The sequence below is a fragment of the Sporosarcina sp. ANT_H38 genome (genome assembly GCF_008369195.1).
GTDB lineage: Bacteria > Bacillota > Bacilli > Bacillales_A > Planococcaceae > Sporosarcina.
Genome location: NZ_VOBC01000004.1, coordinates 17,893 through 44,758 on the forward strand (window position 1 = coordinate 17,893; position 26,866 = coordinate 44,758).

The 26,866-nt window shown below is 39.7% G+C and carries 31 protein-coding genes; 13 read left to right on the forward strand and 18 right to left on the reverse strand.

Going from position 1 to position 26,866, the window contains the following annotated elements; genetic code table 11:
* Positions 1-630: 630 nt before the first annotated feature.
* A complete protein-coding gene (locus FQ087_RS17990; RefSeq protein WP_149582351.1) occupies positions 631-876 on the reverse strand; it encodes a DUF1871 family protein in 246 nt (81 codons plus the stop codon).
* 90 nt (positions 877-966) lie between these two features.
* Here FQ087_RS17990 and FQ087_RS17995 point away from each other — a divergent pair, with 90 nt between their 5' ends.
* Complete coding sequence (locus tag FQ087_RS17995; RefSeq protein ID WP_188006807.1) at positions 967-2,142, forward strand: MalY/PatB family protein; 1,176 nt, start codon at positions 967-969, stop codon at positions 2,140-2,142.
* A gap of 467 nt (positions 2,143-2,609) precedes the next feature.
* Here the strand turns inward: FQ087_RS17995 and FQ087_RS18000 are convergent, their stop codons facing one another.
* Positions 2,610-3,188, reverse strand: coding sequence for a hypothetical protein (locus FQ087_RS18000; protein ID WP_149581993.1), 579 nt, complete (start codon positions 3,186-3,188; stop codon positions 2,610-2,612).
* A gap of 314 nt (positions 3,189-3,502) precedes the next feature.
* Here FQ087_RS18000 and FQ087_RS18005 point away from each other — a divergent pair, with 314 nt between their 5' ends.
* Positions 3,503-4,276, forward strand: a complete 774-nt coding sequence (locus FQ087_RS18005; protein ID WP_149581994.1) for a hypothetical protein — start codon at positions 3,503-3,505, stop codon at positions 4,274-4,276.
* Between the two features lie 129 nt (positions 4,277-4,405).
* On the opposite strand, the gene FQ087_RS18010 is transcribed toward FQ087_RS18005, so the two are convergent.
* From FQ087_RS18010 to FQ087_RS18050, 9 genes are all read right to left on the reverse strand, one after another.
* On the reverse strand, positions 4,406-4,918 hold the full coding sequence (locus FQ087_RS18010) for a hypothetical protein (RefSeq protein ID WP_149581995.1): 513 nt from the start codon (positions 4,916-4,918) through the stop codon (positions 4,406-4,408).
* Positions 4,915-5,181 carry a hypothetical protein gene (locus tag FQ087_RS18015; protein WP_149581996.1) on the reverse strand — a complete coding sequence of 89 codons (267 nt, stop codon included), beginning with the start codon at positions 5,179-5,181 and terminating at the stop codon, positions 4,915-4,917. The genes FQ087_RS18010 and FQ087_RS18015 overlap by 4 nt, the downstream gene beginning before the upstream one ends.
* A gap of 454 nt (positions 5,182-5,635) precedes the next feature.
* Positions 5,636-6,352, reverse strand: coding sequence for a class I SAM-dependent methyltransferase (locus tag FQ087_RS18020; protein WP_149581997.1), 717 nt, complete (start codon positions 6,350-6,352; stop codon positions 5,636-5,638).
* Between the two features lie 166 nt (positions 6,353-6,518).
* Complete coding sequence (locus FQ087_RS18025; RefSeq protein ID WP_149581998.1) at positions 6,519-6,710, reverse strand: helix-turn-helix transcriptional regulator; 192 nt, start codon at positions 6,708-6,710, stop codon at positions 6,519-6,521.
* The gene (locus FQ087_RS18030) at positions 6,711-7,013 is read right to left on the reverse strand and encodes a hypothetical protein (RefSeq protein WP_149581999.1); all 303 of its coding nucleotides are present in this window, start codon (positions 7,011-7,013) and stop codon (positions 6,711-6,713) included.
* A gap of 291 nt (positions 7,014-7,304) precedes the next feature.
* Entirely contained in the window at positions 7,305-7,526 is a 222-nt protein-coding gene (locus FQ087_RS18035) for a helix-turn-helix domain-containing protein (protein ID WP_149582000.1), read from the reverse strand.
* A 10-nt stretch (positions 7,527-7,536) separates the two neighbouring features.
* Positions 7,537-8,019, reverse strand: coding sequence for a DUF2975 domain-containing protein (locus FQ087_RS18040; protein WP_149582001.1), 483 nt, complete (start codon positions 8,017-8,019; stop codon positions 7,537-7,539).
* Between the two features lie 458 nt (positions 8,020-8,477).
* Positions 8,478-8,696 (reverse strand): hypothetical protein, encoded by a 219-nt coding sequence (locus FQ087_RS18045; RefSeq protein ID WP_149582002.1) that lies wholly within the window; start codon positions 8,694-8,696, stop codon positions 8,478-8,480.
* Between the two features lie 42 nt (positions 8,697-8,738).
* Positions 8,739-9,488, reverse strand: a complete 750-nt coding sequence (locus tag FQ087_RS18050) for a peptidylprolyl isomerase (RefSeq protein WP_304624769.1) — start codon at positions 9,486-9,488, stop codon at positions 8,739-8,741.
* A 128-nt stretch (positions 9,489-9,616) separates the two neighbouring features.
* Here FQ087_RS18050 and FQ087_RS18055 point away from each other — a divergent pair, with 128 nt between their 5' ends.
* Together FQ087_RS18055 and FQ087_RS18060 are read left to right on the forward strand one after the other, a co-directional pair.
* Positions 9,617-10,849 (forward strand): MFS transporter, encoded by a 1,233-nt coding sequence (locus FQ087_RS18055; protein WP_149582003.1) that lies wholly within the window; start codon positions 9,617-9,619, stop codon positions 10,847-10,849.
* 76 nt (positions 10,850-10,925) lie between these two features.
* Entirely contained in the window at positions 10,926-12,779 is a 1,854-nt protein-coding gene (locus tag FQ087_RS18060; protein ID WP_149582004.1) for a transglycosylase domain-containing protein, read from the forward strand.
* An 831-nt stretch (positions 12,780-13,610) separates the two neighbouring features.
* Here the strand turns inward: FQ087_RS18060 and FQ087_RS18065 are convergent.
* Positions 13,611-14,177 carry a YufK family protein gene (locus tag FQ087_RS18065; RefSeq protein ID WP_149582005.1) on the reverse strand — a complete coding sequence of 189 codons (567 nt, stop codon included), beginning with the start codon at positions 14,175-14,177 and terminating at the stop codon, positions 13,611-13,613.
* Positions 14,178-14,580: 403 nt separating this feature from the next.
* Here FQ087_RS18065 and FQ087_RS18070 point away from each other — a divergent pair, with 403 nt between their 5' ends.
* The 8 genes from FQ087_RS18070 to FQ087_RS18105 are packed head-to-tail and all read left to right on the forward strand — an operon-like array spanning position 14,581 to position 20,688.
* Positions 14,581-16,992, forward strand: a complete 2,412-nt coding sequence (locus FQ087_RS18070; RefSeq protein ID WP_149582006.1) for a Na+/H+ antiporter subunit A — start codon at positions 14,581-14,583, stop codon at positions 16,990-16,992.
* Positions 16,979-17,401 carry a Na(+)/H(+) antiporter subunit B gene (locus FQ087_RS18075; protein WP_149582007.1) on the forward strand — a complete coding sequence of 141 codons (423 nt, stop codon included), beginning with the start codon at positions 16,979-16,981 and terminating at the stop codon, positions 17,399-17,401. Before FQ087_RS18070 ends, FQ087_RS18075 begins: the two co-directional genes overlap by 14 nt.
* On the forward strand, positions 17,401-17,742 hold the full coding sequence (locus FQ087_RS18080; RefSeq protein ID WP_149582008.1) for a Na(+)/H(+) antiporter subunit C: 342 nt from the start codon (positions 17,401-17,403) through the stop codon (positions 17,740-17,742). The genes FQ087_RS18075 and FQ087_RS18080 overlap by 1 nt, the downstream gene beginning before the upstream one ends.
* Positions 17,735-19,222 carry a Na+/H+ antiporter subunit D gene (locus FQ087_RS18085; RefSeq protein ID WP_149582009.1) on the forward strand — a complete coding sequence of 496 codons (1,488 nt, stop codon included), beginning with the start codon at positions 17,735-17,737 and terminating at the stop codon, positions 19,220-19,222. Before FQ087_RS18080 ends, FQ087_RS18085 begins: the two co-directional genes overlap by 8 nt.
* A gap of 6 nt (positions 19,223-19,228) precedes the next feature.
* Positions 19,229-19,708 carry a Na+/H+ antiporter subunit E gene (locus tag FQ087_RS18090; RefSeq protein WP_149582010.1) on the forward strand — a complete coding sequence of 160 codons (480 nt, stop codon included), beginning with the start codon at positions 19,229-19,231 and terminating at the stop codon, positions 19,706-19,708.
* Positions 19,705-19,986 carry a Na(+)/H(+) antiporter subunit F1 gene (locus FQ087_RS18095; RefSeq protein WP_149582011.1) on the forward strand — a complete coding sequence of 94 codons (282 nt, stop codon included), beginning with the start codon at positions 19,705-19,707 and terminating at the stop codon, positions 19,984-19,986. The genes FQ087_RS18090 and FQ087_RS18095 overlap by 4 nt, the downstream gene beginning before the upstream one ends.
* Positions 19,970-20,368 carry a monovalent cation/H(+) antiporter subunit G gene (gene mnhG / locus FQ087_RS18100; protein ID WP_149582012.1) on the forward strand — a complete coding sequence of 133 codons (399 nt, stop codon included), beginning with the start codon at positions 19,970-19,972 and terminating at the stop codon, positions 20,366-20,368. The genes FQ087_RS18095 and mnhG overlap by 17 nt, the downstream gene beginning before the upstream one ends.
* Before the next feature lie 38 nt (positions 20,369-20,406).
* Positions 20,407-20,688 carry a hypothetical protein gene (locus FQ087_RS18105; protein ID WP_149582013.1) on the forward strand — a complete coding sequence of 94 codons (282 nt, stop codon included), beginning with the start codon at positions 20,407-20,409 and terminating at the stop codon, positions 20,686-20,688.
* Here the strand turns inward: FQ087_RS18105 and FQ087_RS18110 are convergent.
* The 3 genes from FQ087_RS18110 to FQ087_RS18120 all read right to left on the reverse strand — a co-directional run bounded on the left by FQ087_RS18110 (position 20,678) and on the right by FQ087_RS18120 (position 23,813).
* Entirely contained in the window at positions 20,678-21,634 is a 957-nt protein-coding gene (locus FQ087_RS18110) for a nuclease-related domain-containing protein (protein ID WP_149582014.1), read from the reverse strand. The two genes, FQ087_RS18105 and FQ087_RS18110, sit on opposite strands and share 11 nt — an antisense overlap.
* A gap of 328 nt (positions 21,635-21,962) precedes the next feature.
* Positions 21,963-22,238, reverse strand: coding sequence for a hypothetical protein (locus FQ087_RS18115; protein WP_188006808.1), 276 nt, complete (start codon positions 22,236-22,238; stop codon positions 21,963-21,965).
* A 60-nt stretch (positions 22,239-22,298) separates the two neighbouring features.
* The gene (locus FQ087_RS18120; RefSeq protein WP_149582016.1) at positions 22,299-23,813 is read right to left on the reverse strand and encodes a leucyl aminopeptidase; all 1,515 of its coding nucleotides are present in this window, start codon (positions 23,811-23,813) and stop codon (positions 22,299-22,301) included.
* 158 nt (positions 23,814-23,971) lie between these two features.
* On the opposite strand from FQ087_RS18120, the gene FQ087_RS18125 reads away from it, so the two are divergent.
* A complete protein-coding gene (locus tag FQ087_RS18125; RefSeq protein ID WP_149582017.1) occupies positions 23,972-24,448 on the forward strand; it encodes a divergent PAP2 family protein in 477 nt (158 codons plus the stop codon).
* Between the two features lie 298 nt (positions 24,449-24,746).
* Here FQ087_RS18125 and FQ087_RS18130 read toward each other — a convergent pair whose 3' ends face one another.
* The 3 genes from FQ087_RS18130 to FQ087_RS18135 form a co-directional block, all read right to left on the reverse strand.
* A complete protein-coding gene (locus FQ087_RS18130; protein WP_255452433.1) occupies positions 24,747-25,073 on the reverse strand; it encodes a YuiB family protein in 327 nt (108 codons plus the stop codon).
* Positions 25,074-25,180: 107 nt separating this feature from the next.
* Positions 25,181-25,345 carry a hypothetical protein gene (locus FQ087_RS22550; RefSeq protein ID WP_188006809.1) on the reverse strand — a complete coding sequence of 55 codons (165 nt, stop codon included), beginning with the start codon at positions 25,343-25,345 and terminating at the stop codon, positions 25,181-25,183.
* A 131-nt stretch (positions 25,346-25,476) separates the two neighbouring features.
* Positions 25,477-26,694 (reverse strand): NAD(P)/FAD-dependent oxidoreductase, encoded by a 1,218-nt coding sequence (locus FQ087_RS18135; protein ID WP_149582019.1) that lies wholly within the window; start codon positions 26,692-26,694, stop codon positions 25,477-25,479.
* Positions 26,695-26,866: the final 172 nt, after the last annotated feature.

Below are 26,866 nucleotides of genomic sequence, written 5' to 3' on the forward strand. Positions count from 1 at the left end.
TGAAGTTTTTTGGGACGAAAGAATAGCTGGCTTTTTACCTGGAGAAAAGCCGCCAAAGATGCAATTTTGGCGGCTGATGCTTTATTTAGGGTTCTCTCTTTTTTACTAGTAAAGAAGTGTCACTTTCTATAAGGTATCACATGAATACATGCGTAATCTTCACTAAAAGTAAGCAAGGAACACTTTGTTCAAAGTACTAGAGTGCCCGAAATTGTATCTTCGGGCACTTACACTCTCCATAGTATGTTATCTATTCTTTTCTTCCAAAAAATAACTGCATTTTCCACTTGAATATTGTAGGAACGCGACAGGCAACTATTCACAACAGGATTACCGAAAAAAGTGTGGCTAGAAGTGACGGAGTCACTTCTAGCCACACTTTCCCCCTGAGGGAGGAATGAATTTTAATTCCTCCTTAAACCTGTCATGAATATTTCGCCGAGAGCGAGCCGAAAATAGTCCAGTGAAAACGGAGGTTATTAAGACCTTCTCACCAGTATTTTATGCGAATAAATGGTTACGCCCTAAAATATTTCATAAATAGCCGGGAATCTAATGACTAGATTCCCGGCTATTTTGTTGCATAAAAAAACTGTACCCTCATTCAAAATGGATACAGCCGTGCCAAAATCAGACGATACATTTCGCCTCGTATTTAATCGCTAACAACTTATAAGAGATTTGTACGCAGTCCTCGATTGGAATCCATAGCCCATAGGAATGCTCGTAAATCTCCCGAATTCGCTTCGCAAGGTCGGTCGGATGATCTAGACGGTGTAGATCCGATACGACATCAGCAATTTCGAGCTCATACGCTTTTGGTCCTGCTTCAAATGGATCCCACTGTCCAAGAAGCGCAACAGCCTTTTTGTTCATTCCATTGGTTTGCACGATGAGTCACCTTATTTTTCTCAATAGTCTAGATTATGATAACATAGTAGAGAAAAAAGGAAAGAGGGGATTTCTGTGTTTGACTTTGAAAAAGTGATTGAACGACGTAAATCGCGTTCTGTAAAATGGGATCGAATGGAAATGATATATGGAATCGAAGATGCATCCGATATTTTACCGATGTGGATTGCGGATATGGACTTTGCTGCTCCGGAAGTTGTTGTCAATGCGTTGAAAGAACGTCTGGATCATCCAGTTTTTGGCTATTCATATATTTGTGAAGGCTGTAAAGACGCAGTAAAGACATGGCTTGCTGAACGCCATGCATGGGAAACCAATAACGAATGGATGTTATTCCACCACGGTGTTGTTCCGGCAATCGCTTCGGTCGTTGAAACGTTTACGAATCCGGGTGACGGCATTCTTGTCACTTCTCCGGTCTATCCTCCCTTTTTCCAAATTCCTGAACGTCAGGGACGAAATATGGTCGAATGTATTATGAAAGAGCAAGACGGTGTGTACTCCATCGACTTTGAAGAATTCGAGAAATGCCTGCAGCAAAATGTAAAGTTATTCATTTTATGCAATCCGCATAATCCTGGTGGAATTGTCTGGACAGAAAATGAATTGAAAGAAATGTTGCGCCTGTGTACAAAATATGATGTCTTGATTTTATCGGATGAAATCCACGCCGATCTAGTCTTTTCAGGGCATAAGCATATTCCGCTCGCAACGCTTGCTGGTGAAGAGGCAGGTCGTATCATTACATGTGTTGCACCTACAAAATCGTTTAACCTCGCAGGTATCCAAGCAGCAGTAATGATTGCGACAGATGAAGGTGTGAGAGAGAAACTAACGTTCAATGCAATGTCACATGGTCAAATGGATTTGAGCTCTTTTGCAGCCGCGGCTTTGACTGCTGCCTATAAAGAGGGAGGCCCTTGGCTAGCTGAATTACTTGAAACAGTTTCTAACAATATGGACTATGCAATTCGTGAACTAACAGCTGCAATTCCTGGTTTAAAAATTGCTAAGCCGCATGGTACATACCTTCTTTGGATTGACTACCGTGGTACTGGATTTACCGAGATGGAAATCATGGACAAGCTTTTGACTAAAGGAAAACTTGCTCTTGACCCAGGCTCAAAATATGGCGAATCAGGACGCGGCTTCCTTCGCATGAACGTAGCAACACCGTTTTTAGTTGTTCAAGACGGCGTTAACCGATTTATCACTGCATTAAGTGAATGATTCAGCAAAATTATAAATCGATCACGAAGTTTACACTACTTCAATTTAATAAGAAAAAATGCTTCAAATAACACGATTTAAGTAACTAACAGCTGCATGAGAGGGCTAGACGTACTCTCTATGGTGAAAAGCATTACGAGGTAATTTTGCAATTGTAAGCCCATCAAAAAAAGAGAATAAATTATGTAAAAAAAACGGAACTGAGTCTTTGATGACTTGTTCCATTTTTTTTATATTCTAAACAGTAGTGGGCACTCATAATTTACTTTCTACTAACTAATACCTGTTTTGCAGTTTTTTTCGCATTTCACCATAGTAAAATCGTTTAAACTATAGATTGGGAAGTTTAATTCATGATTACCGATTATTATAGAACTAGTATTTAAAAAATTAGCTGAATTATTATTTACATGCATAAATCCATTTTGCGAGATTTAAAACATTTATAAAACTAGAGTTTAGTAACCCTAGATATCACTATTTTGGACATCTAACTCATAATTTTTCGGAAAATATTGTAATAGTCTTGAAGGAGTATTAATCAATTGATTCTTTGTGAAAATAGTCAAACCAACTTCATGAACTGCAATCATGCTATAGATTTTTTTTAGTTCTACATTGACAAAATCTATAGGTTCATTCCATTTATTCAGTGGTAATAATTCCGACTTAGAAAGATTTGTACCATTAATGACAAATGCATTTAGACCTAAATTTACTATATTAACAATAAAATCAACAACAATGTTTAACTGTTGCCTTGATTCTATTTTGCATATTACCCAGTTACTCCTAGTTTTCCCGGTACTGTAATCAATATTATTTTCTCTCATCAAATTTTCAGGATTTTCATCATATTTAATCAACTCTTCTAGTACACAATATATTGGAAATTCTAAAGCTGTTTCCACGAAAGAAGTTAGGAAATCTTTGGTTGGATAATCAATAGTAATTCCAACATCTAATGTGGTGAAATCTTTTTTCTCAAAACCAGTGCTTTTTATCACACTTTCATTACTATACTGAACAAAAAATTCCTTTTTCAAATAAAAAACCCTTTCCCATTAAAATTGAATTATTTTTGTATTCTATACCCTTTTGGTGCCATATGAGTAGGTTGATAATGAGCATTTCCTATATGATAATGCCAAAGATTTTTTTGTAATTTATCATCCTTTTTATTTACATAAGTTGCCTTCCCCTTATCAATAGAGAATATTCTACCATTAAAAGTCCTTTTTTTTACTTTTATCAATAACAACTTGTGACTTATTTTTGAAATATAATTAACGGAATGTTGGTTCAGAGCTAGTATGCGGTTTATAATTATTGCGTTGTGCATGTAGTGAGGAGGAAAAGCATGGAGCAAGATATAGGAATCGTCATTATTAGAAAACTGTTAACCACATTTGTTGCCACCATTACTTTTTCAGGGTTGATGGTGTATGGTATGATTTTTAGTTATAGTGGGTTTGAATATAACAAAGGGAATTCTTTCATGGGGTGGTTGTTGGTTTATTGTATATATGTGGGAGTCGTTATTTTACTGTACGGGAACGTTGTGTCACTAATTCTGGATGCCGTGCAACGGAAATGGTTTTTGAAAAAAGATTGGTTAACAATACTCATTTTAGGTGCTTTTGGATTGGTAAACGGATTGTTTTTTCAAGAAAGTACGTTAATGTGGTTCGGTATGGTTGTGGCTATCCTGTACGGGGTTATTGATAAATGGCTCTACAAAAGACAAAGCAAAGGGAAAAGTTTAAAAATGTTTGTATTAATGCCTATTGCTTTTATTTTTCTGTCGTGGTTATTTTTGCAATTGACATCGCCACCTCAACCGCCTTTCACAAAAGAAGATGCGATATCCACTGCAACTGCGGGAGTGGGAACTCTCATCGATTATTTTCCGAAAGAGGTCGGGTTACAAGAAGAAACAATTGATGGGTATAAAGTTGTGAGAGAAACGAGTGTAAAAGAAATAGGGAAAGAAAAATATATCGTGACCTTCAAAGAAAATTGGCAAATAGGAAATTCGAAAAATTCTTGGCTAATGTCCTATACTGTTAAACGAGGAACATCAACGTTGTATGAATATGAAGGTGTTGAACCTTCGTACTATAAAAATAAATAAAATGAATACCTGTGAGAAGTATTGTGCTACATTCAAACCCATTCTCCATATTCATTAACGTTAATCAACCTTTTCCTTTAACTGAGCCAAATAAAAAAACGAATGTGAATAAATGTCACTTAGATAATCCTATTTAATGGTTAGATCCTTAATCGTGATAAATAGTCGTCTCGCAGAATTCATTATTTGAGTCCTAATCGTTTGTATTTCATTTAAACTAGAAATCTTAATTTGAAGTTCTGCTACTCCTTTTAAATAACTGATATTTATATTCTCTTTTTCGATACCAAAATCTTGAATAAGCTTATTTGTAAACTTAGTTATTTTATCGTTGTTTTTTTTCCCAACATAAAATGAAACTTTAATCTTATAACTTCTAATGGAAATCAAATACTGATTCAAGGCCCAAATAAATTCATCTTTTTCAAAATGGCTTGGATCTCCAAATTGTTTGGCTTTGCCACAATGTTGACAAATTGCTATATAACGAACATGACGCACATCTACACCTGGTTGTTCAACATTCACAAAAACCTCATAGGGTATATACACATCATGTGAACAAAAACTACAAATAACAGGCTCATCAAAAATCGTAATACGACTTTTTTGAGGGCGTAAAGATTCATCAATACCGCTCATTCTTTTATCACTTCTGTGTACTCAATAATAGATACATGTTTTTGTAACGTATGATCAAATCGATTCTTTTCTTGAAACATTTGGATATCACCACATGACGGGCAGGAAAAAGATTGCAATGTTAGCTGATCCGTTACCGTTTCATCTAAAGGGTTTAAATCTATATAAACTTCACGATGCAGAAACTCTTCGTGCTGACAAAATAAACATACGAGCTGCTTGTCACGAATTTTTATTTGATACGTTCCTCTTCTTCTAACCATTCCTTCACCCCTCATCAAAAATACTGCCTTTACTCTAATACGTTCGAAACGAATGGTGGTTCCAAACACCAATTACTCAATCCCCCAGCAAAAATTTATAGTGACAATTTTCGTACTTCATCATCTGAATGGACAAAGTATTGGTATTGGAAATAGTTATCGTAATGATCTTTGTTCCAATGCTTTACAACTATCTTTTTCGACATTTAATTTTCCTCATTTCATAGTATTTCATCTTCAACTATCCTAGCCTTTAGCTGAATAAGAAAAGGGTGCTTTACCCCTAATTGAAGTAAAACACCCGTTAGTAAAACTAGAAAAGTGAAGCTTATTCCACAATAGTGCCCGTTTGCTGAATAAAAAATTTGGTTTTCTTTCATTCTTTCATTCTTTCGTTTTCTAGAAATAGTGAAATTGTCAAAATTAATAAGCAAATATTTAAAGAACCCCTTATTTATTTTACACCGTGAAAAACAAAAGATTTGGTATCTAAAGTTGCTTGTTTAAACACCCAATCTCCATAAACATGGGTTAGTGAAAAACCTACTTGTTGTAATGATTCATGGATTTCTTCTTGCGGTCGAAATTTTAATTGCATTTTTTCATGAATTACTACTTCACCTGTACGTGCATTTTTCACAGTCTCATAAAACGTAAAAACATCTTCTACAAACCCCTCGTATTCAGTCCAAATTTCAAGTGACTCACCGCTCACCTGATTCATTGCAACATCAGGTGTCATATCTTTTTCCCACTGTTCCCACACTTTTGCTAATGGGTTACGTGTATCAAAAATAAAATGACCTCCAGGTTTTAATGCTCGATATGCATCTGAAATGACGCATTGCCAACTTTCTTCTGTAAGAAATACTTGCGCAACATTCGCCGTCATTATGACAGCATCAAACGCATTTGTTTGTAAATTTGAACTATCACCAACAATCCAAGTCACTTCGCCTGGAAACTCTTTATTTTCCGCATATTCGATTGCTTCTTCATTTGGGTCAATAGCTGTAATATGATAGCCTGCTTTAGCAAAGTGAGTTGTCAATCTTCCTGTTCCACAACCTAAATCAGCTACTTTTTTAACATTTAACTTCTTTAATAGTGCTAAGAAGAATTCATCGTGTTTTCCCCAGCCATTAATTTGGTCATATACTAATGGAATCATTTATTTACCTACCTTCTAATTCATTACTTTTTCCGTTTATATTTTGGTGAAATATTTTTTGGCAATACCTGAACCACTAATAAATCACCTCTATTGGAATATAATTTCCTCTTCAACAATCTGACACGATTGTTAAACATTTGTGCCTGTTTGTTGATTTATTCATTTAGTTGTTGATAAATAGTTTGTCTACCGTGGTTTCTAATACACTCGCTATGTTAAATGCTAATTGTAAAGTAGGGTCGTATTTATCATTCTCAATTGCATTTATTGTTTGTCTGGATACCTTACAGAGTTTAGCCAGTTCTTCCTGAGATAATTTAGCTGATTTCCTTAATTTCTTAATTTGATTTTTCATTTAATCACCATACTTTTTCCTGTACATCACTAATGTTCCAAGATATATAATTAATATCACCGTCAGAATCACTATCGGCGAATTTCCATTACCATTATGAGAAGCATCCCCTTGAATACTTAGATAAATCGACTGTGCAACTTCTAAAATCAGCATACCTATAACTACCATAAACGCATATGATTGAGCTTTCGTATTGATAAACTTCCTTCTTTCATCACCCTTTAAAGAAAATGGTGCAACAAAAATCAAAATTCCGCAAACTAACAATACAGCTGAATACACAATTTTAACCCAATCCATTTTTTGTCCCCTCCTCCGAATTAATGTAAAAAGTATTTTACATTAATTGTAATCACAAACAAACGATATGTCAAATACTTTTTACATTATCTCCAAAAAAAAGAACCCCTTTATAATTAGGATTCTCTTCTCGTATAATTTAATAATCTTGCCCGATTGTTGAACACAAGTTATACAACGCTTCTTCAACTAACCTGTCCCTTTAGTTAAACAAGAAAAAGAGCCGTCTAAGCAGCTCAACAATCTTCAAGTAAGCACCCGTTTGTTGAAGAAATTTGTGTTCTAATCTTATTATTCAAAAGCGTCTTCGTCACTTTTGTATTCTAAAATATCTCCAGGCTGACATTCTAAAGCCTTACAAACCGCATCTAAAGTTGATAATCGTATTGCTTTTGCCTTACCATTTTTCAATATAGAAAGATTAGCCATCGTTATTCCTACCCTCTCAGAAAGTTCTGTAACACTCATTTTTCTTTTAGCCAACATCACATCAATATTGATTATAATTGCCATTTTATTCACCTCAGACCATTAAGTCATTTTCCGATTTTATATCGATGGCTTCTTGTAAAAGCCTTTGAAGAACAGCAGCGAAGACTGCAATTAGTATAGAAGCAAAAATAATGACTAATCCGAGTGCTACGACACCTGGAGAGTCGTCTTTATGCCCCATGAGTATAAAGAATGGCATGCCAACTACATAACAGATACTGATTGTGATTGCACAGTATTTGATGGTCTTTAAAACCTTTACAGATAAATCCGAGAAAGCTTTATTCTTGTCAATGTAGCTTAAGAGTTTAAAAGCCTGATACAAAGCAACGAAAAACGGTATTGCCGACAAATACATAATTATAAAAATACCATATAATACATAAGCGAACTCCGAATTACTTTCCGCTGTTTCTTTAGCTAACATAGGCAACCCAAATATACATAAAGCAAGAACTGGAGTTCCAATAATGAAAACGACTATCTTTAAAAAGAGTGTTGAACCTTGTTTCATAAAAAACACCTCACTTATTTAATGTCAATTTCATTCTAACACACATTTTATTGAATTACGATAAAATAATGTTGCAACTTAATAAAAAAATATTGCTATATCAATACACTTTTCATTTTCGACAAAGATGAAAAATATCTCTCAATTAGATTAATCGTTTCTGATGTAGGAAAGGAGACGGCTAAAGATTTCTCGAACTTGGGGCTTTAAGCGGAGGGAATAAATCATAACCAATATGTACGAATCGCACATATTGGTTATGATATTGGGAAGGAAATCTAACTGAAGAACAGGATTAGGAAACTCCTCTGGGACAAACTCTACATCTTTTGAAAAACCAATGGTGAAATTCTGTTTTTGTGTTGTGTTACTATTTGCAGATCAAACTCTATTTTTAAAAATGCCTTGGGTAGTAGCAACAATCTTTGAGAAAACAGCCTAAAAGAAAAACAGCATCCTCAATTTTGAGGATGCTGTTTTTCTTTTTGTTCGCGGCGTTCACGTAAAATGCGTTCTTCAAGTTCTTTCGTTTCTAATTCCTGTTTCTTCGAATTGCGTCGAATCCACATGAATGTGAGTACCATTAGAATCCCAAAGAACAACATTGAAATCGAAGCTGATATATATTCTGTTTTGTCTTCAGGAAAGTAAAGGAACGGCATTAAAAGTGCGTTCACTTCGTCCACTTCCTCACATTGTAAATTTCAATATGGTTAGAATTACTTTTGAATGATTTCGATTGATTCAATAGAAATATCTTCAACAGGCTTATCTTGACGGCCTTTTTTCACTTTTGCAATTTTGTCGACAACATCCATGCCTTCAATAACTTGACCGAATACTGTATGTTTTTGGTCTAAGTGAGGAGTTCCGCCCATTTCGCCATAAGCTTCAGCGATTTCAGCTGGATATCCACCTTTTTTCAGTTGATCAACTGAAGCAGGAACTTCTGAAGCATGAACGATGAAGAACTGGCTGCCATTTGTTCCTGGGCCTGCGTTCGCCATTGAAAGAGCTCCTTTTAAGTTAAATAGATCCATAGTGAATTCATCTTCAAATGAAGCACCGTAAATGCTTGTTCCGCCCATACCAGTTCCTGTTGGGTCGCCACCTTGAATCATGAAGTCTTCAATAACACGGTGGAAGATAATACCGTCATAATAACCGTTTTCTGCATGTGTTAAGAAGTTTTCAACTGTTTTTGGTGCTTGTTCAGGGAAAAGCTTAATTTTGATTGGCCCCATTGTTGTGTTCATAACAACTAGTGCTTCGTTTGCAGCTACTTCTTTTGATAATTGTGGATACATTGTTGTTGCCTCCTCTGAGTTCTTCGTGCTATTTTCTTCTACTGGATCTTGTCCAACAGTCACTACTTCTTCTTGTTTTTCGTTCTCAGACGCACTATTACCGCATGCGGTAAGTAAGACGAGACCAAAGATCGTAAGAAGGGAGAAAAATATTTTCTGCATTAACATTCACCCTGAATTAGTTTAGCATATTAAAACATCTATTTCGACGAATAAGCATGAAACTTCCTTCGGTTATCGAACTGTTTTATAATGAATGAAAGGTACTACGGTGAAAGAAGGTTTTCTAAATGGACGTGCAAAAAAAGAATTTCATCATCATTTGGTTGACGAACTTCCTTGTTGCTGGAACACTTACGATGATCATGCCCTTCCTATCTCTTTACATCGAAACGTTTGGCGATCATTCGGATGCGTACGTCCAAAAATGGTCAGGACTCATTTTCGGTGCAGTATTCATCACTGCGTTTATCATGTCACCAATTTGGGGACGAATTGCTGATAAATATGGTTTCAAGCCCATTCTCATTATTAACGGCTTCGGGATTGCTATATCTATTTTCCTCATGAGTTTTGTTCAGTCCGTTGAAGCATTTTTCATTTTGAGACTCTTCATGGGTGTTGTTACAGGGTTCATTCCTACTTCGCTTGCATTCATTTCTGCTAATACTGCAAAGGAAGAAGCAGGAAAAATGTTGGGCACTTTGCAAATGGGCAGCGTTACGGGGACTCTATTTGGTCCTATATTGGGCGGATTACTTGCAGACGCATTCGGCTTCCAATATACGTTCATCATCACTTCCGTATCGGTTGCGATTGCTGCCATCATCATTCTGTTCGGAATTAAGGAACAAAAACGGGTGAAAAACCCAAAAGCCATTCATTATTCACGCAAGGCTATTTTGGGTGGTATGTTGCGTCATCGTCTTATGCTAAACGTCATGGTTGTCACAGCACTCATTCAGATAGGTAATTTCAGTATTCAGCCTTTGCTATCGTTATATGTTGCAGAACTAACCGATGCGAAAGATGTTGCACTCCTTGCCGGTATCACCTTTAGTGCCGCAGGAGTAGGAAACCTTCTGTTTGCACGTAGATGGGGGAAACTTGGCGATGATATTGGCTACGAAAAGGTGCTGTCCATCCTTCTGATTCTGTCATTCGTGTTTATTATTCCGCAAGCGTTTGTTACGGAGTTATGGCAACTGATGGCTTGTCGCCTTCTATTTGGGATTGCAGTTGGTGGTATGATTCCGATTACAACTGCACTTGTCAGACGGGAAGCGCCCGTTGATATTCAAGGCGAAGTAATGGGTTACAATACAAGTTTTCGTTTTCTCGGCAACATTATCGGTCCGATATTCGGTGGGATTGTTAGCGGTTTTATCGGCATCGGATCTGTCTTTATAGTAACGGGAAGCCTATTCCTTGTTGGTTTCGCTTTCCTCTATTATGCGAAACGAAAGCCCGTTCAGGATTTTGAAGATTTCCTTGCTGAAGAAGATCACCAATCGAAGCGTTAAAAAACAGCACACTTCCCTATGCGGAGTGTGCTATATTTTTGTTAATGAATGATTTCTTGAACGGAGTGCAAATGCATTGAAACAATTTATTGGTTTCATCTTTATTCTGTTATCCATTCCACTCCTCTTTGTTGTCCAAGATGCGATTGCTGTCGAGTTGAAGAACGCCGGATCCTTCAAAGACCAGATTGGAGACTCCATTGAACTTTCATCCCCAGTGATCAATGTGCCTGTAACGATGAAAGATCGTAATGGCCTCATTTTTGCAGAAGAGTATATAGAATGGCGCGATCCGCTACCGCTATCGTCCATCCCGCTATTCGCGCGCCAACTGTTTCTTGAGAGTGAAGATACAGGGTTCTTCGAGCATAAAGGCTATGATATAGCCGCAATTGCGCGTGCATTTGCTGTCAATGCTGCGACAGACGATGTCAGTCAAGGGGCCTCTACGATTACACAGCAAGTCGTACGAATGAGATTTTTATCGACCGAAAAGACGTATGAACGTAAGGTGACTGAACTTTTTTATGCAGCTGAACTTGAAAAACAATCGACAAAAGATGAAATTTTGGAAATGTATTTGAACGAAATGTATTTTGGCCATCAAGTGTACGGTATTGGTGCTGCGGCGACCTTTTACTTCAGCAAACCCTTAGATACGCTCAATGAAGCCGAAATGGCCTTCCTAGCGGCAATTCCAAACAACCCCACTTTATATGATCCTTTGAAACATTTCGATCGTACAAAAGTGAGACAGGAACGACTTTTATCGGTACTTACAAAAAATAGAGTTCTGACTACCGAGGAAGCCGAAGCGCATAAAAATACTACTATCAAATTAAGGCTGAAAGAAAAAGTGAATGGCTTTCCTGCCTACAGTACATATGCACTTGCTGAACTTACTGATCTCATAGCAGAGTCCGAAGGCTTATCTAAAAAAATCACAAATGCGAAAGATGCCGCTGAAAAGATTGCCCTTGAAACGCTTGTGAAACAGCGGACAGCTGAAGTATTGTCCAAAGGAGTGATTATCGAAACTGCACTTAACCCTGAAAAGCAAAGGCGAGATGAACAAACGATCTCCTCCCTTTTGAATCCTGAAGGCGTGCAGGCGGGTGCCGCCGTTATCGACAATGAAACCCGTGAAATTGTCAGTGTCTTCGCTGGGAAAGACTATAAGAAAGCAGATTTCCACCGTGCATTCCAGGCTGTCAGACAACCAGGTTCTGTTCTTAAACCACTGCTTGTATATGCTCCATTGTTTGAAAGTAGCTCCTATACAGAGAACACACCTATTAACAGCAGCAATATTTGCATCGGCTCGTACTGCCCGACAAATATCGGCGGTTCCGTTTATGGCAATGTCACCGTTAAAGAAGCTTTTCGACAAAGTCATAATACAGCAGCAGTCAGATTGCTTCAGATTGTTGGAATAGATGAGGCATTTAGTTTTATCGAACCGTTCGGATTTAAATCAATTACGGAGAAAGATAGGAACTACGCGGCTGCACTTGGCGGATTCTCAAAAGGAATGACTCCCATTGAACTTGCAGGGGCTTATTCCAGTTTCATCGATGGGAAGTATATCCCTGCCCATGCAATTCATGCTGTGAAGGATAGAGCGGGGAATGTGTTATATAAATGGCCAGATGAACAAGAGGAAGTTTGGTCCCCTGCAACAGTTACGAAGATTCGTAGCATGATGTCGGATGTCGTATTAAATGGAACTGGCCGCGGTATTCCGTATACAACTTCGTATACAGGAGCGAAAACCGGCACAACAAACCATTATAAAGATTTATGGGTTGGCGGATTGAACGACAACTATACAACCTCCGTCTGGGTTGGCTATGATAAGCCGCAATCTATTAAGAATTTAAGTGACCAGAAACTTCATTTACGCATATTTTCTGCACTGCTTAAAGACTAGCCATTTCTGTAATGGCTCACGTCTGTTGATTAACCAAAAATAACCAGTAAGTAACTTAATCCCCCCCGGCCGCACTTGTATAGTTGCACTTTGGGATCTCTTTGGATTGAATGACTTCTAGTACGATTACCGAGGTGTCAGGATGTGTAGGAATGCGACTTCGTCGCATCCCTACACATTTTTTTGGGTAATCGTATGGTTATCATTCATCCGTCGCGCTCCAAATGCATGAGTACACAGAGTGCTGAAGGTTTTCGGGACGAATGAATAGTTGGCTTTTCACCTAGAGAAAAGCCGCCAAAGATGCAATTTTGGCGGCTGATGCTTTCTCTATGGCTTTTCCTTATTTAATTTAAAGAAGTGTCACTTTCTAATAGGCAACACAAGCTTAGATGCATATTCTTTACTAAAAGTAAGCAAGGAACGCATTATACAAAGTACAAGAGTGCCCGAAATTGCATCTTCAGGCACTTAGACTCTCCATAGAATGTCACTATTCTTTTCTTCCAAAACAACTGCATTTTTCACTTGAATATTGTAGAAACGCAACAGGCAACGATTCTCAACAGGATTACTGAAAAAAGTGTGGCTAGAAGTGACGGAGTCACTTCTAGCCACACTAGGACTCACAGTAAATCTGTCATGAATAGTTAGCCAAAAGCGGTCCGAAAATAGTCCAGTGAAAATGGAGGTTATCAAGCTCTCCTCACCAGTACTTTATGCAAATATATGGTTAATCAACAGACGTGGTAGTGGCTAGTCTTTATTTAAGATAAGAAAGTATAAATTTTTTCACTTATAATAGTGTCTAAACGGCGCCTTGCACTTTTCTCAATTTCCAGGAAACGGTAAACTAGCGACCACTCCTGTATAAAGCTTCAGCAATATGTAGATGATCGTGGAGACAAGTACACTCCAAAACGTAATTTCAAATGCGATAAGCCCAATTGTACTGACGATTGTCATAAATTTACTCAACTTATAAACGACATAGACAAAGTAGATGAACGTTGTCAGCAAAAATAGAACTGCTAATATTTTGATTGAATTAATGCCCCCTGCAGATGCAAGTGCACCGAAAAAGTAGATGACATTACCTCCCCGTGCCTCGTTATAAGATTCGCCCTCCACATCCTTTGAAAAGAACAACATCGCAGTTTCGTGTATCGTCTCCGCAATTAACTTCAACGCCGAAAAGACCATAAAGAAAAGCAGTGCATAGATAACTAGCAGGAAAACTCGTAATTGTATATCCGTCAGAAACTCTCGCATGCCTGCATACAAACCAATTCCCTTAAATAGCTCCACTGACATGCCTACTGTATAAACTCCGAACGTTAAACTAAATAAAACAATTGTGACAAACGGCAAATAACCGAATATGTATGGGTTTTTCAATTTCAGCACCTCAAAAGCAGTTTATTTCCCCGTTACTATAATATAAGAAGAGAGACTGAATAAGCAACAAAATCCAGAATCGTCTCACACTTACTATTGTTCAATTAGACAATAATTGAATGTTATGATATAGTTACTTCAATCAAATAAATGAACGTACTTGGAGGAGTCTGTCACCAAGGGGTATCTATGCCCTTTTGTGATGGACTTTTTGCATCTTTTGATTACATAAAGAAAGGAAGGAGGAAGGAAAGACCAGGTGCTATTAGCACTTTTTAAGCTTCACCGTCCCAGCGTTGAAAAATGATGTGCGAATTCAGATCAGCCATTGGCTATTAGATCCTTTTAGCTTAGTATCGCGTTTTCACATAAAATGTTTCATTCAATAGGAAGGAGGATTTTCTTGAATTTCGTATTATTGATTTTCCTGCCGATAGTGGCAGCCTTATTTATTCCCCTGCTATTTAAGAAAGTGAAAGACATACATACTGGGTGGTTCGTATTACTCGTCCCTGTCTCTCTCTTCATTTACTACATAGGATTCCTCAAAACAACAATGGATGGTGGACATGCCATCTCAGAATTGCAATGGATTCCTTCACTCGGCATTTCGTTCGTGTCGTATATTGATGGTCTCAGCCTACTGTTTACCTTGCTGATAACAGGCATCGGTGCACTTGTTGTTCTCTACTCTATCTTTTATCTCGATAAGCGTAAAGAAAAGCTGAACCACTTTTACGTCTATCTATTGATTTTCATGAGCGCAATGTTAGGAGTTGTGCAATCTGATAATGTTATTTCTCTTTATTTATTCTGGGAGCTAACATCCATTTCATCCTTCCTGCTTATTGGCTATTGGAATACACGTAATGCTTCACGATTTGGTGCATTGAAATCGATGATGATCACTGTATTTGGCGGATTGATGATGCTTGGGGGATTCGTTCTATTAGGAATTATGGGAGATACGTTTTCCATCCGTGAACTTATTACCAACGCACCAACTTTTGTAAGTCATGAATTCTTTACGCTGGCGCTCGTTCTCGTGTTACTTGGTGCATTTACGAAGTCTGCGCAGTTCCCGTTCCACATTTGGCTACCAGATGCTATGGAAGCGCCTACACCAGTTAGTGCCTATCTGCACTCTGCAACGATGGTGAAAGCAGGTCTATACCTTGTTGCTCGTTTCACACCGATTTTTGCAGTTTCTGAAGTATGGATCTGGCTTGTAGCTGGTATCGGACTTCTAACCTTATTCTGGGGATCTTTCTTTGCAGTGAAACAGACCGATTTGAAAGCGATTCTTGCTTTCTCTACAGTCAGTCAGCTTGGACTTATCATGTCCCTACTCGGAGTAGGTGCGCTTGCCTATCACTCCGATGATCCGATTTTCAAATTCGCAACATTTGCAGCAATCTTCCATTTGATCAACCACGCGACCTTTAAAGGTAGTTTGTTCATGATTGCAGGTATTGTCGATCACGAAACCGGTACGCGGGATATTAGGAAACTCGGTGGATTGATGAGCATTATGCCTGTCAGTTTCACGGTTGCGTTCATCGGTTCAATGTCAATGGCAGGTTTGCCGCCATTTAACGGCTTCCTGAGTAAGGAAATGTTCCTCCAATCAATGTTGGCAATTCGTCATTTTGAACTGTTCAACTTTGCGACATGGGGAATTATCTTCCCTGTTATCGCTTGGATTGCCAGTGTCTTCACATTTGTCTATAGCTTTTACTTTGTATTCAAGACGTTTGCTGGGCAACAAAAGAGTGAACCTCTTCCTGTTAAACCGCATGAAGCGCCTGTCGGGATGCTTGTATCTCCCGTCATTCTTGCTACGCTCGTCGTCGCAATCTTCTTCATCCCGAATTTGATTGGTAAATGGTTGGTAAAACCAGCTGTCATGGCTGTCCAGCCTGATTTATACAGCCATCCTTCTGAAGTTGCCGTTCACGTTGCAGCTTGGCACGGAATTGCTGCTCCTGAATTATGGATGACAGTTTCGCTTGTTGGTGTTGGATTTATCCTGTTTCTAACATTGGCAAGATGGCAAAAAATGTACGATATCCAGCCACAGTACTTGTCGTTAAATGCATTGTATGATTCAGCCATGTTAGTTGGTGAAGGTGGAATGAACAAACTTTCACGCTTCTATATGACTGGGTTAATCCGCACATATCTAATTTATATGTTTGCCTTTATCGCTTCAATTACGGCTGCAACGCTATTCATCAAAGAAGCTTTCGTTGTTGATATGGATAGTTTTTCTCCCGTCAACATGTATGGGGTCCTAACTGCTATTGTTCTGGTCGTCTCAGTATGTATGGTTCTTATCGCGAAGACTAGGCTATCAGCAATTATTGCTTTAGGTGCCGTCGGGTATTCGGTTGCTTTATTCTTCGTCATTTTCAAAGCACCTGACCTGGCACTTACACAGCTCGTCATTGAAACGATATCGGTCGCCCTGTTCTTGTTAGCCTTTAAACATTTGCCGTCACTTAATAATCACGGTCAAACAAAACGCAACAAGCTTGGTAATCTGATTATTGCTGCTGGTGTGGGAATCACGGTGACCTTAGTTGCTTTGTCAGCCCATTCACAAAAACTGATTCCATCTATCTCACAATATTATAAAGATACAGTTGCTACAGAAGGTGGGGGCGGTAATATCGTCAACGTCATTCTTGTAGATTATCGTGGGTTTGATACATTATTTGAAATCGCTGTTCTGTCTATCGCCGGAATCGCTGTCATCGCAATGATTCGTCTGAAGTTGTCAAGAAAGGAGGAGAGTACGGATGAAAACAAATGATGTCATTTTACAAACGACAACAAAATTCGTATTCTTTATCATTTTCCTTTTTTCAATCCATATTTTCTTTGCGGGACACTATACACCAGGTGGGGGATTTGTCGGAGGACTGCTAACATCAGGGGCAATTGTGTTGCTGTTACTAGCCTTTGATTTACAAACTGTCCAAAAAGCTTTGCCTTTTAATTTTACAATCGTAACAGCTATCGGCTTACTGCTTTCACTTGGAACAGCCGCGGGTTCAATCTTGTTCAACGTTCCGTTCTTCACACATGCTTTCGATTATTTCACCTTGCCTTTGTTCGGAAAAACTTCCTTACATACTGCGATGATTTTCGATGCCGGTGTTTATCTCGTTGTTGTAGGTGCCGCCGTTACAATGATTCAGACGATTGGAGGAGATGAATAATGGAATTTATAATGGCTATTGTCATCGGAATCCTCTTCATGGCAGCTGTCTATCTGATTCTTTCAAGAAGCATACTCAAAATCATAGTAGGGACAGGTCTGTTGAGTCACGGTGCACATCTACTAATCCTTACAATGGGCGGTCTTGGCGGTACTTCACCGCCAGTTTTAGCCAATGGTGTAACCGATTACGCAGATCCTTTACCACAGGCACTTATTTTAACGGCGATAGTAATCAGTTTCGGTGTGACAGCGTTCATCCTCGTTCTTGCTTACAGATCGTACGCCGAAAATAAGACAGACAATATGGATCTCATGAGAGGAAATGACGAACATGATTAATCTACTTTTATTCCCAATCATATTGCCATTCCTTTTCGCAATTATTCTTCTGTTTTTCAAGGAGAATATCAAGGTACAGCGATTGTTGACCTGTTTGGGGCTGATAGTCAGCCTGGTAGCCGCACTTTTCCTTGTTGCTAAGGTCAAAGCTGACGGCGTTCAAGCCATTACACTCGGAAGCTGGCCGGCACCATTCGGAATTTCAATGGTTTCTGATATGTTGTCTGCATTACTAGTAACAACAACAATCTTAATCACACTTTTTGTTGTGCTATACAGTTTCACTGCGATTGGTGAAGAGCGGGAGCGCTACTTTTATTATCCCGCTATCCTGTTCATGATTACAGGCATCAATGGCGCATTTACTACAGGTGATATTTTCAATATGTTCGTATTCTTCGAAGTGCTGCTCATCGCCTCTTATCTGTTAATCGTTCTAGGCGGCGAGAAAAAACAGCTTCGAGAATCACTGAAGTACATACTCGTCAATGTCATTTCATCTGCATTATTCGTTATCACAGTTGCTTACCTCTACTCTGTTGTTGGTACATTAAATATGGCCGATATTTCAGTGAAGATTGCAGAGATTGGACAACCAGGTATCATAACGGTGATTGCAGTTCTCTTTTTAATCGTATTCGGAGTAAAAGGGTCTCTGTTCCCTCTTTATTTCTGGCTGCCAGGATCTTATGCAGCACCACCGATACCAGTGCTTGCCCTATTCGGAGCATTGCTGACTAAAGTCGGTATCTATGCAATCATCCGAACGTATACGCTATTCTTCGTTCACGACATCGGATTTACACATGGATTATTATCTGCTCTTGCACTGCTCACAATCGTTGCTGGTTGTATTGGTGCACTCGCCTATTTCGATGTAAAACAAATAATCATTTACAATATCGTCATTGCAGTGGGTGTCATCTTATTCGGTGCTTCACAAATGAACGAGGCTGGTTTAATGGGAGCGGTTTTCTATCTAATCCATGACATGCTCATTAAAGGGGCTTTGTTCCTTCTAATTGGCATCATTGTTTACGTAACCGGAACCTCTAACTTACGGAAAATGGGTGGGCTAATTAAAACCCATGCGCCACTTGGCTGGATGTATCTAATTGCTGCATTTGGACTAGCTGGTATTCCGCCATTAAGTGGTTTCGTCGGCAAACTTCTCATTGTAAAAGGTGCATTCGAGGCGGGTAATGTCTTGGGGAGTATGATCATCCTGGCATCGAGCCTTGTGGTTCTATTGTCTGTCATCCGGATTTTCATCTATGCATTCTGGGGAGACCCTACAACTGTCGAATTGCCGAAAACAAACCGTCGAACATACCGGAAGATGATGATGCCAGCTGTTGCATTGGTCATTCTTTCCGTACTATACGGTGTTGGGTCTGAATGGCTCATTCCCTATATGACGGACGCGACAGACGTATTACTACAACCATCCATCTATATTGATGCGGTGTTAAAGGAGTAGATGACGATGGCATTTCAACTATTATTAAACTTTTTCATCGCACTCGTCTGGATGTTCATGAGCACCTCATTCACCGCTTCAACATTCATCATCGGGTTCTTGATTGGTATGCTTTTAATCATTATGACGAGACGCTTTTTCCCGGGTAGACTGTATATCTGGCGACTTTGGGCAACTTTTAAATTAGCACTACTCTTCTTCAAGGAACTGATTTTGTCTAATATTTCAGTGGTGAAGGTCGTCTTGCGGCCGAAGATGACGATTCAGCCCATGATTTTCGCTTTGCCCACTGATCTTGAGCATGACTGGGAAATTACATTGCTTTCGAGCCTTATCACGTTGACACCGGGAACGATTGTGTTGAACGTTTCCGATGATCAACGGACGCTTTATATCCATGCCATTGACGTCGATGATGTGGATGATGCCATTGATTCGATCAAAAATTCATTCGAAAAAGCCATTAAGGAGGTAAGCCGACCATGACGACATTTATATGGGTTTGCCTAATCCTTGTTCTGCTATCGATTTTCGGTCTGCTGTACCGTGTATTCCGCGGTCCTTCTATCCCGGATCGACTCGTCGCACTTGATGCGATTGGTGTCTTGCTTATTTCAGCAATCGCTCTGCTATCAGTCGTCTTCGACACCGGATTCTACTTAGAAGTCATCTTGCTTATTGCGATTATGTCATTCATTGGAACCGTGTCATTCTCTAAATTCATTGAGAAAGGAGAGATAATCGAGCGTGATCGTACTAGCTAATATCCTCATTGTCCTTACAATCGTCGTCGGTGTCTTCTTCACCATCGTGACAGTCATTGGTGTTATACGTTTACCGGACGTCTATACGAGGGCGCATGCTGCTTCTAAGAGTGCCACATTGGGTGTGCTCAGTATTCTGTTAGGCGTGTTTTTTCACTTTTGGTTGAAGGAAGGACATTTTAGTATTCAACTGCTACTTGCAATTGCATTTTTGTTCATTACCTCTCCAATTGGCGGACATCTGATGAGCCGTGCGGCATATATATCAGGTGTAAAACCCACAAAACTAACTGTTGGTGATGATCTGGCAGAAGTTATCAAACAAGCTAAACTAAAGAATCCCCCTACTCATCAGAAAGAGGATGACTCTTTGAACGAGTGAGTAATGCCCCCCTTATTTTAGATAAGAGGGGCTTTTTTTTGCGTAATAATGGTTTTGTTTGGTATGGGGTGGGTTGTGCTCGGGATGCGTTGGGTTATGATCGGCATGCGCTGGGTTATGACCGCCATGCGCTGGGTTATGCTCGGCATGCGGTGCGTTATGCTCGCCATGCGCTGCGTTATGCTCGCCATGCGCTGCGTTATGCTCGCCATGCGCTGCTTTATGCTCGCCATGCGCTGCGTTATGCTCGCCATGCGCTGCTTTATGATCGCCACGCACTAGTTTATGACCGCCTTAAGGTATTTCAACCTATTCAATAAACATTGAGTAGGTTCGGTTTCGATTAGCACCTTCTAGTCGTAAATTCATGCCCTGCAAGACACGAGTTGCGCTTTGGCGCTCAATATGCAAAAATGCACGGCAATCTTTATTTCTCATTTTTCCACCATATAAAAGAAACCAATCTCGGATTGCCTGTTTATGTGCGTCGGGGCTTGTCCTACCGCATGCCGTACAACGCCATCCTTTCATGTACTTCTGCATACCAAAAAAGTTGCAGGACGGACATGCGACACCAGTCAGGATCTTGCTCTTTATCTCAGGATAGGTTAGACAGATAGGCGACGGAATGTATTCTCGGTGGCTTTTGACAAGGTCATTTATCAGCATCGAGAACGCTTCATCATTCAATAGTGGGGGAGCTATCGGTAAATTCCGGATGAAGTTCGGTACCGCATTAGGGAAAAGAAATGGGGTTTTCGTATCAAACAGTTCAACACGCTGTTTGGAATACGCTAAAACAATTGCAGTATAAACAGGTAATGAAATATTTCGTGTGTGAAACCAATCTTGTAGCAAGGTACGAATGTTCTCGACTTGCGTAATGGGGCTATTGAATCCTTTCACTTCTCCATTATCGAGGACGCGGATTAATTGCGGTGGATTGCTAACTATTTTAAGCTCACCTGAAATATTCTTCACTTCAAATATGACCGCATATGCTGGGGTGACGAATAGCGTGTCGATTTGAAAAGGAGTACTTGATGTTAGCGATACATCATGCAACACACGATATTTCATTGGAAAAGAGTAATTTTCAAAAACCTTGTCCAATTGTTGCTCTCCACCAAAACCTGCTTTTCTCGAAGCATATGCAGTTTCCAAAATCGGCAATGTTCCATGCCCCTGTGGCAAACGTCTAATTGCAGCATAGAGCCCTTCTAATTTCAATGGCGCTTTTCTTGATTTTCTAATGAAATTTCCCATCCCCCTTTCATGTAAAACTGGAACGATCTACGAAAGTGTAACATATTTACACGAATAACTCTATGTTAATAACAGAATATTCCACACTAAGAGATTTGAATTTATTCCATGAACATATTACTAGGGTTAACCGTTGTGAAATAGGTTTATGATCGCCATGAGGTGCGTTATGATCGTCACGCGTACGGTTATGCTCGCTATGAGGTGTGTTATGACCGCCACGCGCAAGGTTATGATCGCCATGAATGACTTTATGACCGCCACACCCATTTTCCCCACTAAAAAATGCCTACCACCGAAAAATCGGGTGGCAGGCATTTTCTTCATTCTAGTATGGTCCGTAAAACCCGTATGGTTGATATTGGTATGGTTGGTATGGATACGGTGGGTATTGATAAACTGGGTATCCACCGTATCCGCCGCCATAACCTCCGCCGTATCCCGGGAACAATGCACTGCCTAATAAACTACCAGCAAATCCGCCAATAAAAGGTCCGCCAAAATCACCAAAACCGAAACCTCGACCGAAGCCGCCGCGTCCAAAACCGCCACCGTGACCTCGACCTCGACCAAATCCGCCACCGCCGTGAAAACCTCTAGTCATAATCATTCCCCTTTCCCACTTATCCTATTCAAATAAGGCTAAAGGGAAAGGGGCTATCGCCTATTGCGCTTCTATATCAGTATCGGCTAACCGTTCAACAAGAGTTGCCAGCGTTCGCACCATGACACCCGTTGCACCTTTCGGACCTAAATCATGTGCGGCAATTGAATCAGATGTCCCCGCGATATCCAGATGGATCCAAGGTGTGTCACCAACAAACTCTCCTACAAATCCACCGCCGAAGATCATATGTCCATCTCTACCTGGTGAATTATTCAAATCTGCTACTTCACTTTTACGGAGTCTTTTCTTATCATTTTCAGTCAATGGAAGTCTCCAAACGAATTCATCCGTTTCAATGGATGCCTGCATGAACTCTTCGAAGAATTCTTCATCATTCGTAAGTGCCCCTGTTTTATCCATACCAAGTGCGACGATGACGCCGCCTGTCAGTGTCGCGACGTCAATCAGACAGTCTGCACCAGCCTGCTTAGCGTATGTAACCGCATCTGCTAGAACAAGACGCCCTTCTGCATCTGTATTGAGCACCTCAATCGTTTTGCCACTCAGTGATGTGATAACATCATCTGGTTTGAAAGCATCTCCAGAAACCATATTGTCCGTTGATGCAATAACTGCGATGACATTTTTTGCTGGACGCAGCTCTCCTATAATTGTCATAGCTCCAAGAACAGCAGCTGCACCACCCATATCACCTTTCATACCAACCATTCCATCTTTTGGTTTCAATGAATAGCCGCCGGTATCATATGTAATTCCTTTGCCGACAAGGCCGATGACATTTTCCCATTTTTCAGTTGCAGCATATTTCATGACGATTAATTTAGGCTCTTCTACTGAACCTTTATTGACCGCAAGAATTGCACCCATACCGAGTTCTTCCATTTCTTTTTTACCAAGTATCTCGATTTCAAAATCATATTTCCCAGCAACTTCACGGGCATATTCAGCCATTTTAGTCGCTGTTAATATATTGGGTGGCATATTAACAAGATTTCGTGCTTCATTAACCGCGTATGCATGTACCTTCCCTACCTCAAAGGCCGCTTTCAACTCGTCTTCATCAAATGAAGATAAGAATGACAGTGTTTCAAGTACAACATCGCGTTCGTTTGAATCCGTACGGTATCCTTCAAACTTGTACATGCCGAGCCCAATACCTTCCGTTGCCGCAAAAACAACATCTTCACACGTCAACTTGTCATTCGTGAATGGAGCCGTCCAAATGGCAGCAGAAGCTACTTTCACATTTGCAAGCTCTTTTCCGACCGCTGCAAATACCTGACGCAAACGATCCTCCGTCAATTCTTTATGCAAGCCAAGTCCGATGAAGATTACACGTTTGTAACCTCCAACTTCTACTGAAGGCATTTTGACTATTTTTTTGAATTGTGTTTTAATATCACCAGATTTAACCCATTCTGGTATACGGGAGCTAAAAGAACTGACGAAACCGTCCCAACCTGTTATATTTTCCGGATGTTCGGGTACACCAATTATAAGTACATCTGTTTCTACAGTTTCAAAATCCGGTTTCATAATTTTCGTTTTCATTTGACAACCTCCAATTTTCTCTACATTATCTAGTATAGCCTAAATTTTCAGCCGTTTGTAGCAATTCATTCGGTATCCGTACTACCTTGTTTTTTTGTAGCACATCGTTATGGTATACTGAATATAAATTTTCGTACTTTATAGAGGAGTCGAACTAAATGGCCTTATTACAAAATACCCCGCTCGTTGCGGCATTATTCGGTATATTATTTGCACAATTCGTCAAAATTCCGATTCATTATTTCTTGGTAGGTAAACTTGACTGGAAACTAATGACTTCAACAGGTGGAATGCCCAGCTCACATTCAGCTGCAGTTACATCTTTGACGACTGCAATTGCTTACGAAGAAGGATTAGGATCACCTATGTTTGCAGTTTCTGCCATCTTTGCCGTCATTGTCATGTTTGATGCAACGGGAATTCGTTATCAGGCAGGGCAACAAGCACTGATTATCAATCAAATGCGAGTAGACTTCCAGACGTTCGTTCAAGAAGCAAAAGGTTGGCAGCAGAAAGATGGTCAGCAAAAAATTCTAGAGTTAAAAACGTTGCTAGGTCACAAACCAAGCGAAGTGTTTGCAGGTGCTGTAACTGGTATCCTTATCTCTGTTATTATCTACACATTCATCATCTAACTATAAGAAAACGGTTGCGCCTGGACACTTTTCCTGGTTGAAAAAACGTATAATTTCTTAATCTATTGAAAAAAGGGCGTGCTCAAGCAAATTGCTTGAACATACCCTTTTTTTCGTTGTCTAGGCTTCAGGTGCCAGCCCCTGGGCCCACACGAAGTGGGTCATGCAGTCGGCGCGACAGGACGTCGCGAACTTAGACTGCCTTCCTTTAGCTTCAATCTTGCTGAAAAGGCAAAGGTCGCCTTTATCTTCAAGCCTTTCAGCGCTTGTCGGGGCTAAACGGCACCTTACGCTTTTCTTAAAACATTTGATAACCTTGTTTTCTGAGTAACTTAATAACAAAACCTGAAATTATCGCTCCGATAAGTCCGCTTGCTAAAATAAGTACGTCTGCCGTATGGAGTGCCATGATCTTGTCACCAAGAAGTTGGAACGCGTGTGCCGGTTTCGTGACGTATTCATATACACTTACTTCATCAATAATTAGTATGACGACAATTGGATAAATGATAGCCATCAACCATGTCATACGGAGAAGCATATTTAATAGGAATCCTATACCAAAAAACATAACTATGAAAATCATTACAGATAAAACGACGTGCGTTATTGAAATGGTCCCCAATGTAACTACCTCCATTTTCCACTCATTATTTTACATGAACCTATGAACGCTTTCAACATTACACGACTCGTTCAATAATTTGTCGAATTTAAATTTATCGTTAAAGGTCACTTTTTGAAAAAGAGTTTAGAAGAAGTATAGCCAAATTGATCTCCCAGGTTGATATTTTCAATTTCGTCAAACCCTGACTCGATGACCTTTTCAGCAATTTCATGGATTATCACGGGGACATCATTATCTTTTTTTAACTCGAATGGACTCCTCAAAATCACCTCTGAAATCCCCCTTAATGCTGGAGTTAATAGCTGTCCTTCAGTTGTAGGCTACAACTGAAATATAGCCATATAATTCCCCCTAAAAAAAGCACCCACCGTCATTGACAGATGAGTGCTTCAGAAATGTATTATTTAAGTATGTTGAATTTACCTTTTTTCAATGTTAGTCCTAGACCGCCAATCAAGAATAGAGCACGGTTATCAATCATTTTCTTCATGAATGAAGCTTTAGTACCCATAACTTTTTTACCAAATACTACACCAATTGCATCGCTGTCCCCAAGTGAACAAACGCTACCTTTCAAATCTGGTTTAAAGTCGGAAGTCGGTTCACCCTTCATGAGTGCAATGATATTATTCGCACACATATCACCTTGCTGCATAGCAATTTGTGCAGTTGGTGGGAATGGACGGTTAATTTCTTCATTGATCATAAGTGCGCAGTCTCCTACGATGAATACATCAGAATAACCTGGTGCACGAAGATCCTTGTCAACTTTGACACGAGCACGCATGTTTTCGATACCTGTTTCTTCGATTAGACGGTTACCGCGGACACCTGCAGCCCAAACGATCGTGCCAGCTTTGACGAATTCAAATACATCTTCGCCTTTTTTAATATTGACGCCTTCAGGAGTAGCTTCTACAACCGGCGTACCAATCGAGAATTCAATTCCTTTAGAGTTCAATTGTTTAACAGCATAATCTACAAGTTCAGGATCAAATCCTGGAAGAACCATCGGAGCTGCTTCGACGCAGAGTACACGTACTTTTTCTTGTGGTACGTCGAACTCTTTACAAAGTTCAGGTACACGATTACCAAGTTCACCAAGGAACTCGATGCCAGTGAAGCCCGCTCCTCCAACGATAATTGTCAGACGGCTATCGTCTTTAACTTCTTCAGTAGACCACGTTGCGAATTGATATTCGATATGTTCGCGAATTTGACGTGCAGCTTTAACATTTGCAATGGAAAGCGCATATTTATCAAGACCCGGAATACCGAATGTTTCACCTTCGAACCCAAGAGAGATAACAAGGTAATCATAAGTATGTGTACCGACGTTTGTCGTTACGACTTTCCCCTTAACATCGATTGCTTGTACTTCAGCTTGGATGAATTTCACTTTATTACTGTTAATAACATTTTTTATATCATAACGTACTGATTCAGGAGACATTGTTCCTGCAGCAGCTTCATGAAGCCATGTCGATTCATAGTGATACTCATTTTTGTTTATAAGAACGATATCTGCATCGTCTGCCCCAAGAGACTTTTGCAAGTTAACAACTGTTGTTAAACCGCCATAACCCGCGCCTAATACTAAAATTGTCGGTCTTTTCACGAAGATCGAAACCACCTTTGATTTTTTTATGTGCCCAGCCACGTGAAATCGGTTACACCCATGATTTACACAGTCCCGGCTTTTGTCTTCTTTCGACAAACTTCTATCTCTTATAGTAGACCTTTTGATACAGCATTTCAATAGTATATTTGAAATAGGAAATATTTAAAAA

Excerpts from the sequence above, each read along its gene's own strand:
- FQ087_RS18080 (WP_149582008.1), top strand. The coding sequence starts at position 17,401 with ATGGAATTTATAATGGCTATTGTCATCGGAATCCTCTTCATGGCAGCT.
- FQ087_RS18050 (WP_304624769.1), bottom strand. The coding sequence starts at position 9,488 with ATGCAGAAAATATTTTTCTCCCTTCTTACGATCTTTGGTCTCGTCTTA.
- FQ087_RS18040 (WP_149582001.1), bottom strand. The coding sequence starts at position 8,019 with ATGAAACAAGGTTCAACACTCTTTTTAAAGATAGTCGTTTTCATTATT.
- FQ087_RS18015 (WP_149581996.1), bottom strand. The coding sequence starts at position 5,181 with ATGGTTAGAAGAAGAGGAACGTATCAAATAAAAATTCGTGACAAGCAG.
- FQ087_RS18020 (WP_149581997.1), bottom strand. The coding sequence starts at position 6,352 with ATGATTCCATTAGTATATGACCAAATTAATGGCTGGGGAAAACACGAT.
- FQ087_RS18075 (WP_149582007.1), top strand. The coding sequence starts at position 16,979 with ATGAAAACAAATGATGTCATTTTACAAACGACAACAAAATTCGTATTC.
- FQ087_RS18085 (WP_149582009.1), top strand. The coding sequence starts at position 17,735 with ATGATTAATCTACTTTTATTCCCAATCATATTGCCATTCCTTTTCGCA.
- FQ087_RS18030 (WP_149581999.1), bottom strand. The coding sequence starts at position 7,013 with ATGGATTGGGTTAAAATTGTGTATTCAGCTGTATTGTTAGTTTGCGGA.
- FQ087_RS18110 (WP_149582014.1), bottom strand. The coding sequence starts at position 21,634 with ATGGGAAATTTCATTAGAAAATCAAGAAAAGCGCCATTGAAATTAGAA.
- FQ087_RS18055 (WP_149582003.1), top strand. The coding sequence starts at position 9,617 with ATGGACGTGCAAAAAAAGAATTTCATCATCATTTGGTTGACGAACTTC.
- FQ087_RS18095 (WP_149582011.1), top strand. The coding sequence starts at position 19,705 with ATGACGACATTTATATGGGTTTGCCTAATCCTTGTTCTGCTATCGATT.
- FQ087_RS18115 (WP_188006808.1), bottom strand. The coding sequence starts at position 22,238 with ATGACTAGAGGTTTTCACGGCGGTGGCGGATTTGGTCGAGGTCGAGGT.
- FQ087_RS18120 (WP_149582016.1), bottom strand. The coding sequence starts at position 23,813 with ATGAAAACGAAAATTATGAAACCGGATTTTGAAACTGTAGAAACAGAT.
- FQ087_RS18010 (WP_149581995.1), bottom strand. The coding sequence starts at position 4,918 with ATGAGCGGTATTGATGAATCTTTACGCCCTCAAAAAAGTCGTATTACG.
- FQ087_RS18035 (WP_149582000.1), bottom strand. The coding sequence starts at position 7,526 with ATGGCAATTATAATCAATATTGATGTGATGTTGGCTAAAAGAAAAATG.
- FQ087_RS18005 (WP_149581994.1), top strand. The coding sequence starts at position 3,503 with ATGGAGCAAGATATAGGAATCGTCATTATTAGAAAACTGTTAACCACA.
- FQ087_RS18090 (WP_149582010.1), top strand. The coding sequence starts at position 19,229 with ATGGCATTTCAACTATTATTAAACTTTTTCATCGCACTCGTCTGGATG.
- FQ087_RS18125 (WP_149582017.1), top strand. The coding sequence starts at position 23,972 with ATGGCCTTATTACAAAATACCCCGCTCGTTGCGGCATTATTCGGTATA.
- FQ087_RS18025 (WP_149581998.1), bottom strand. The coding sequence starts at position 6,710 with ATGAAAAATCAAATTAAGAAATTAAGGAAATCAGCTAAATTATCTCAG.
- FQ087_RS17990 (WP_149582351.1), bottom strand. The coding sequence starts at position 876 with ATGAACAAAAAGGCTGTTGCGCTTCTTGGACAGTGGGATCCATTTGAA.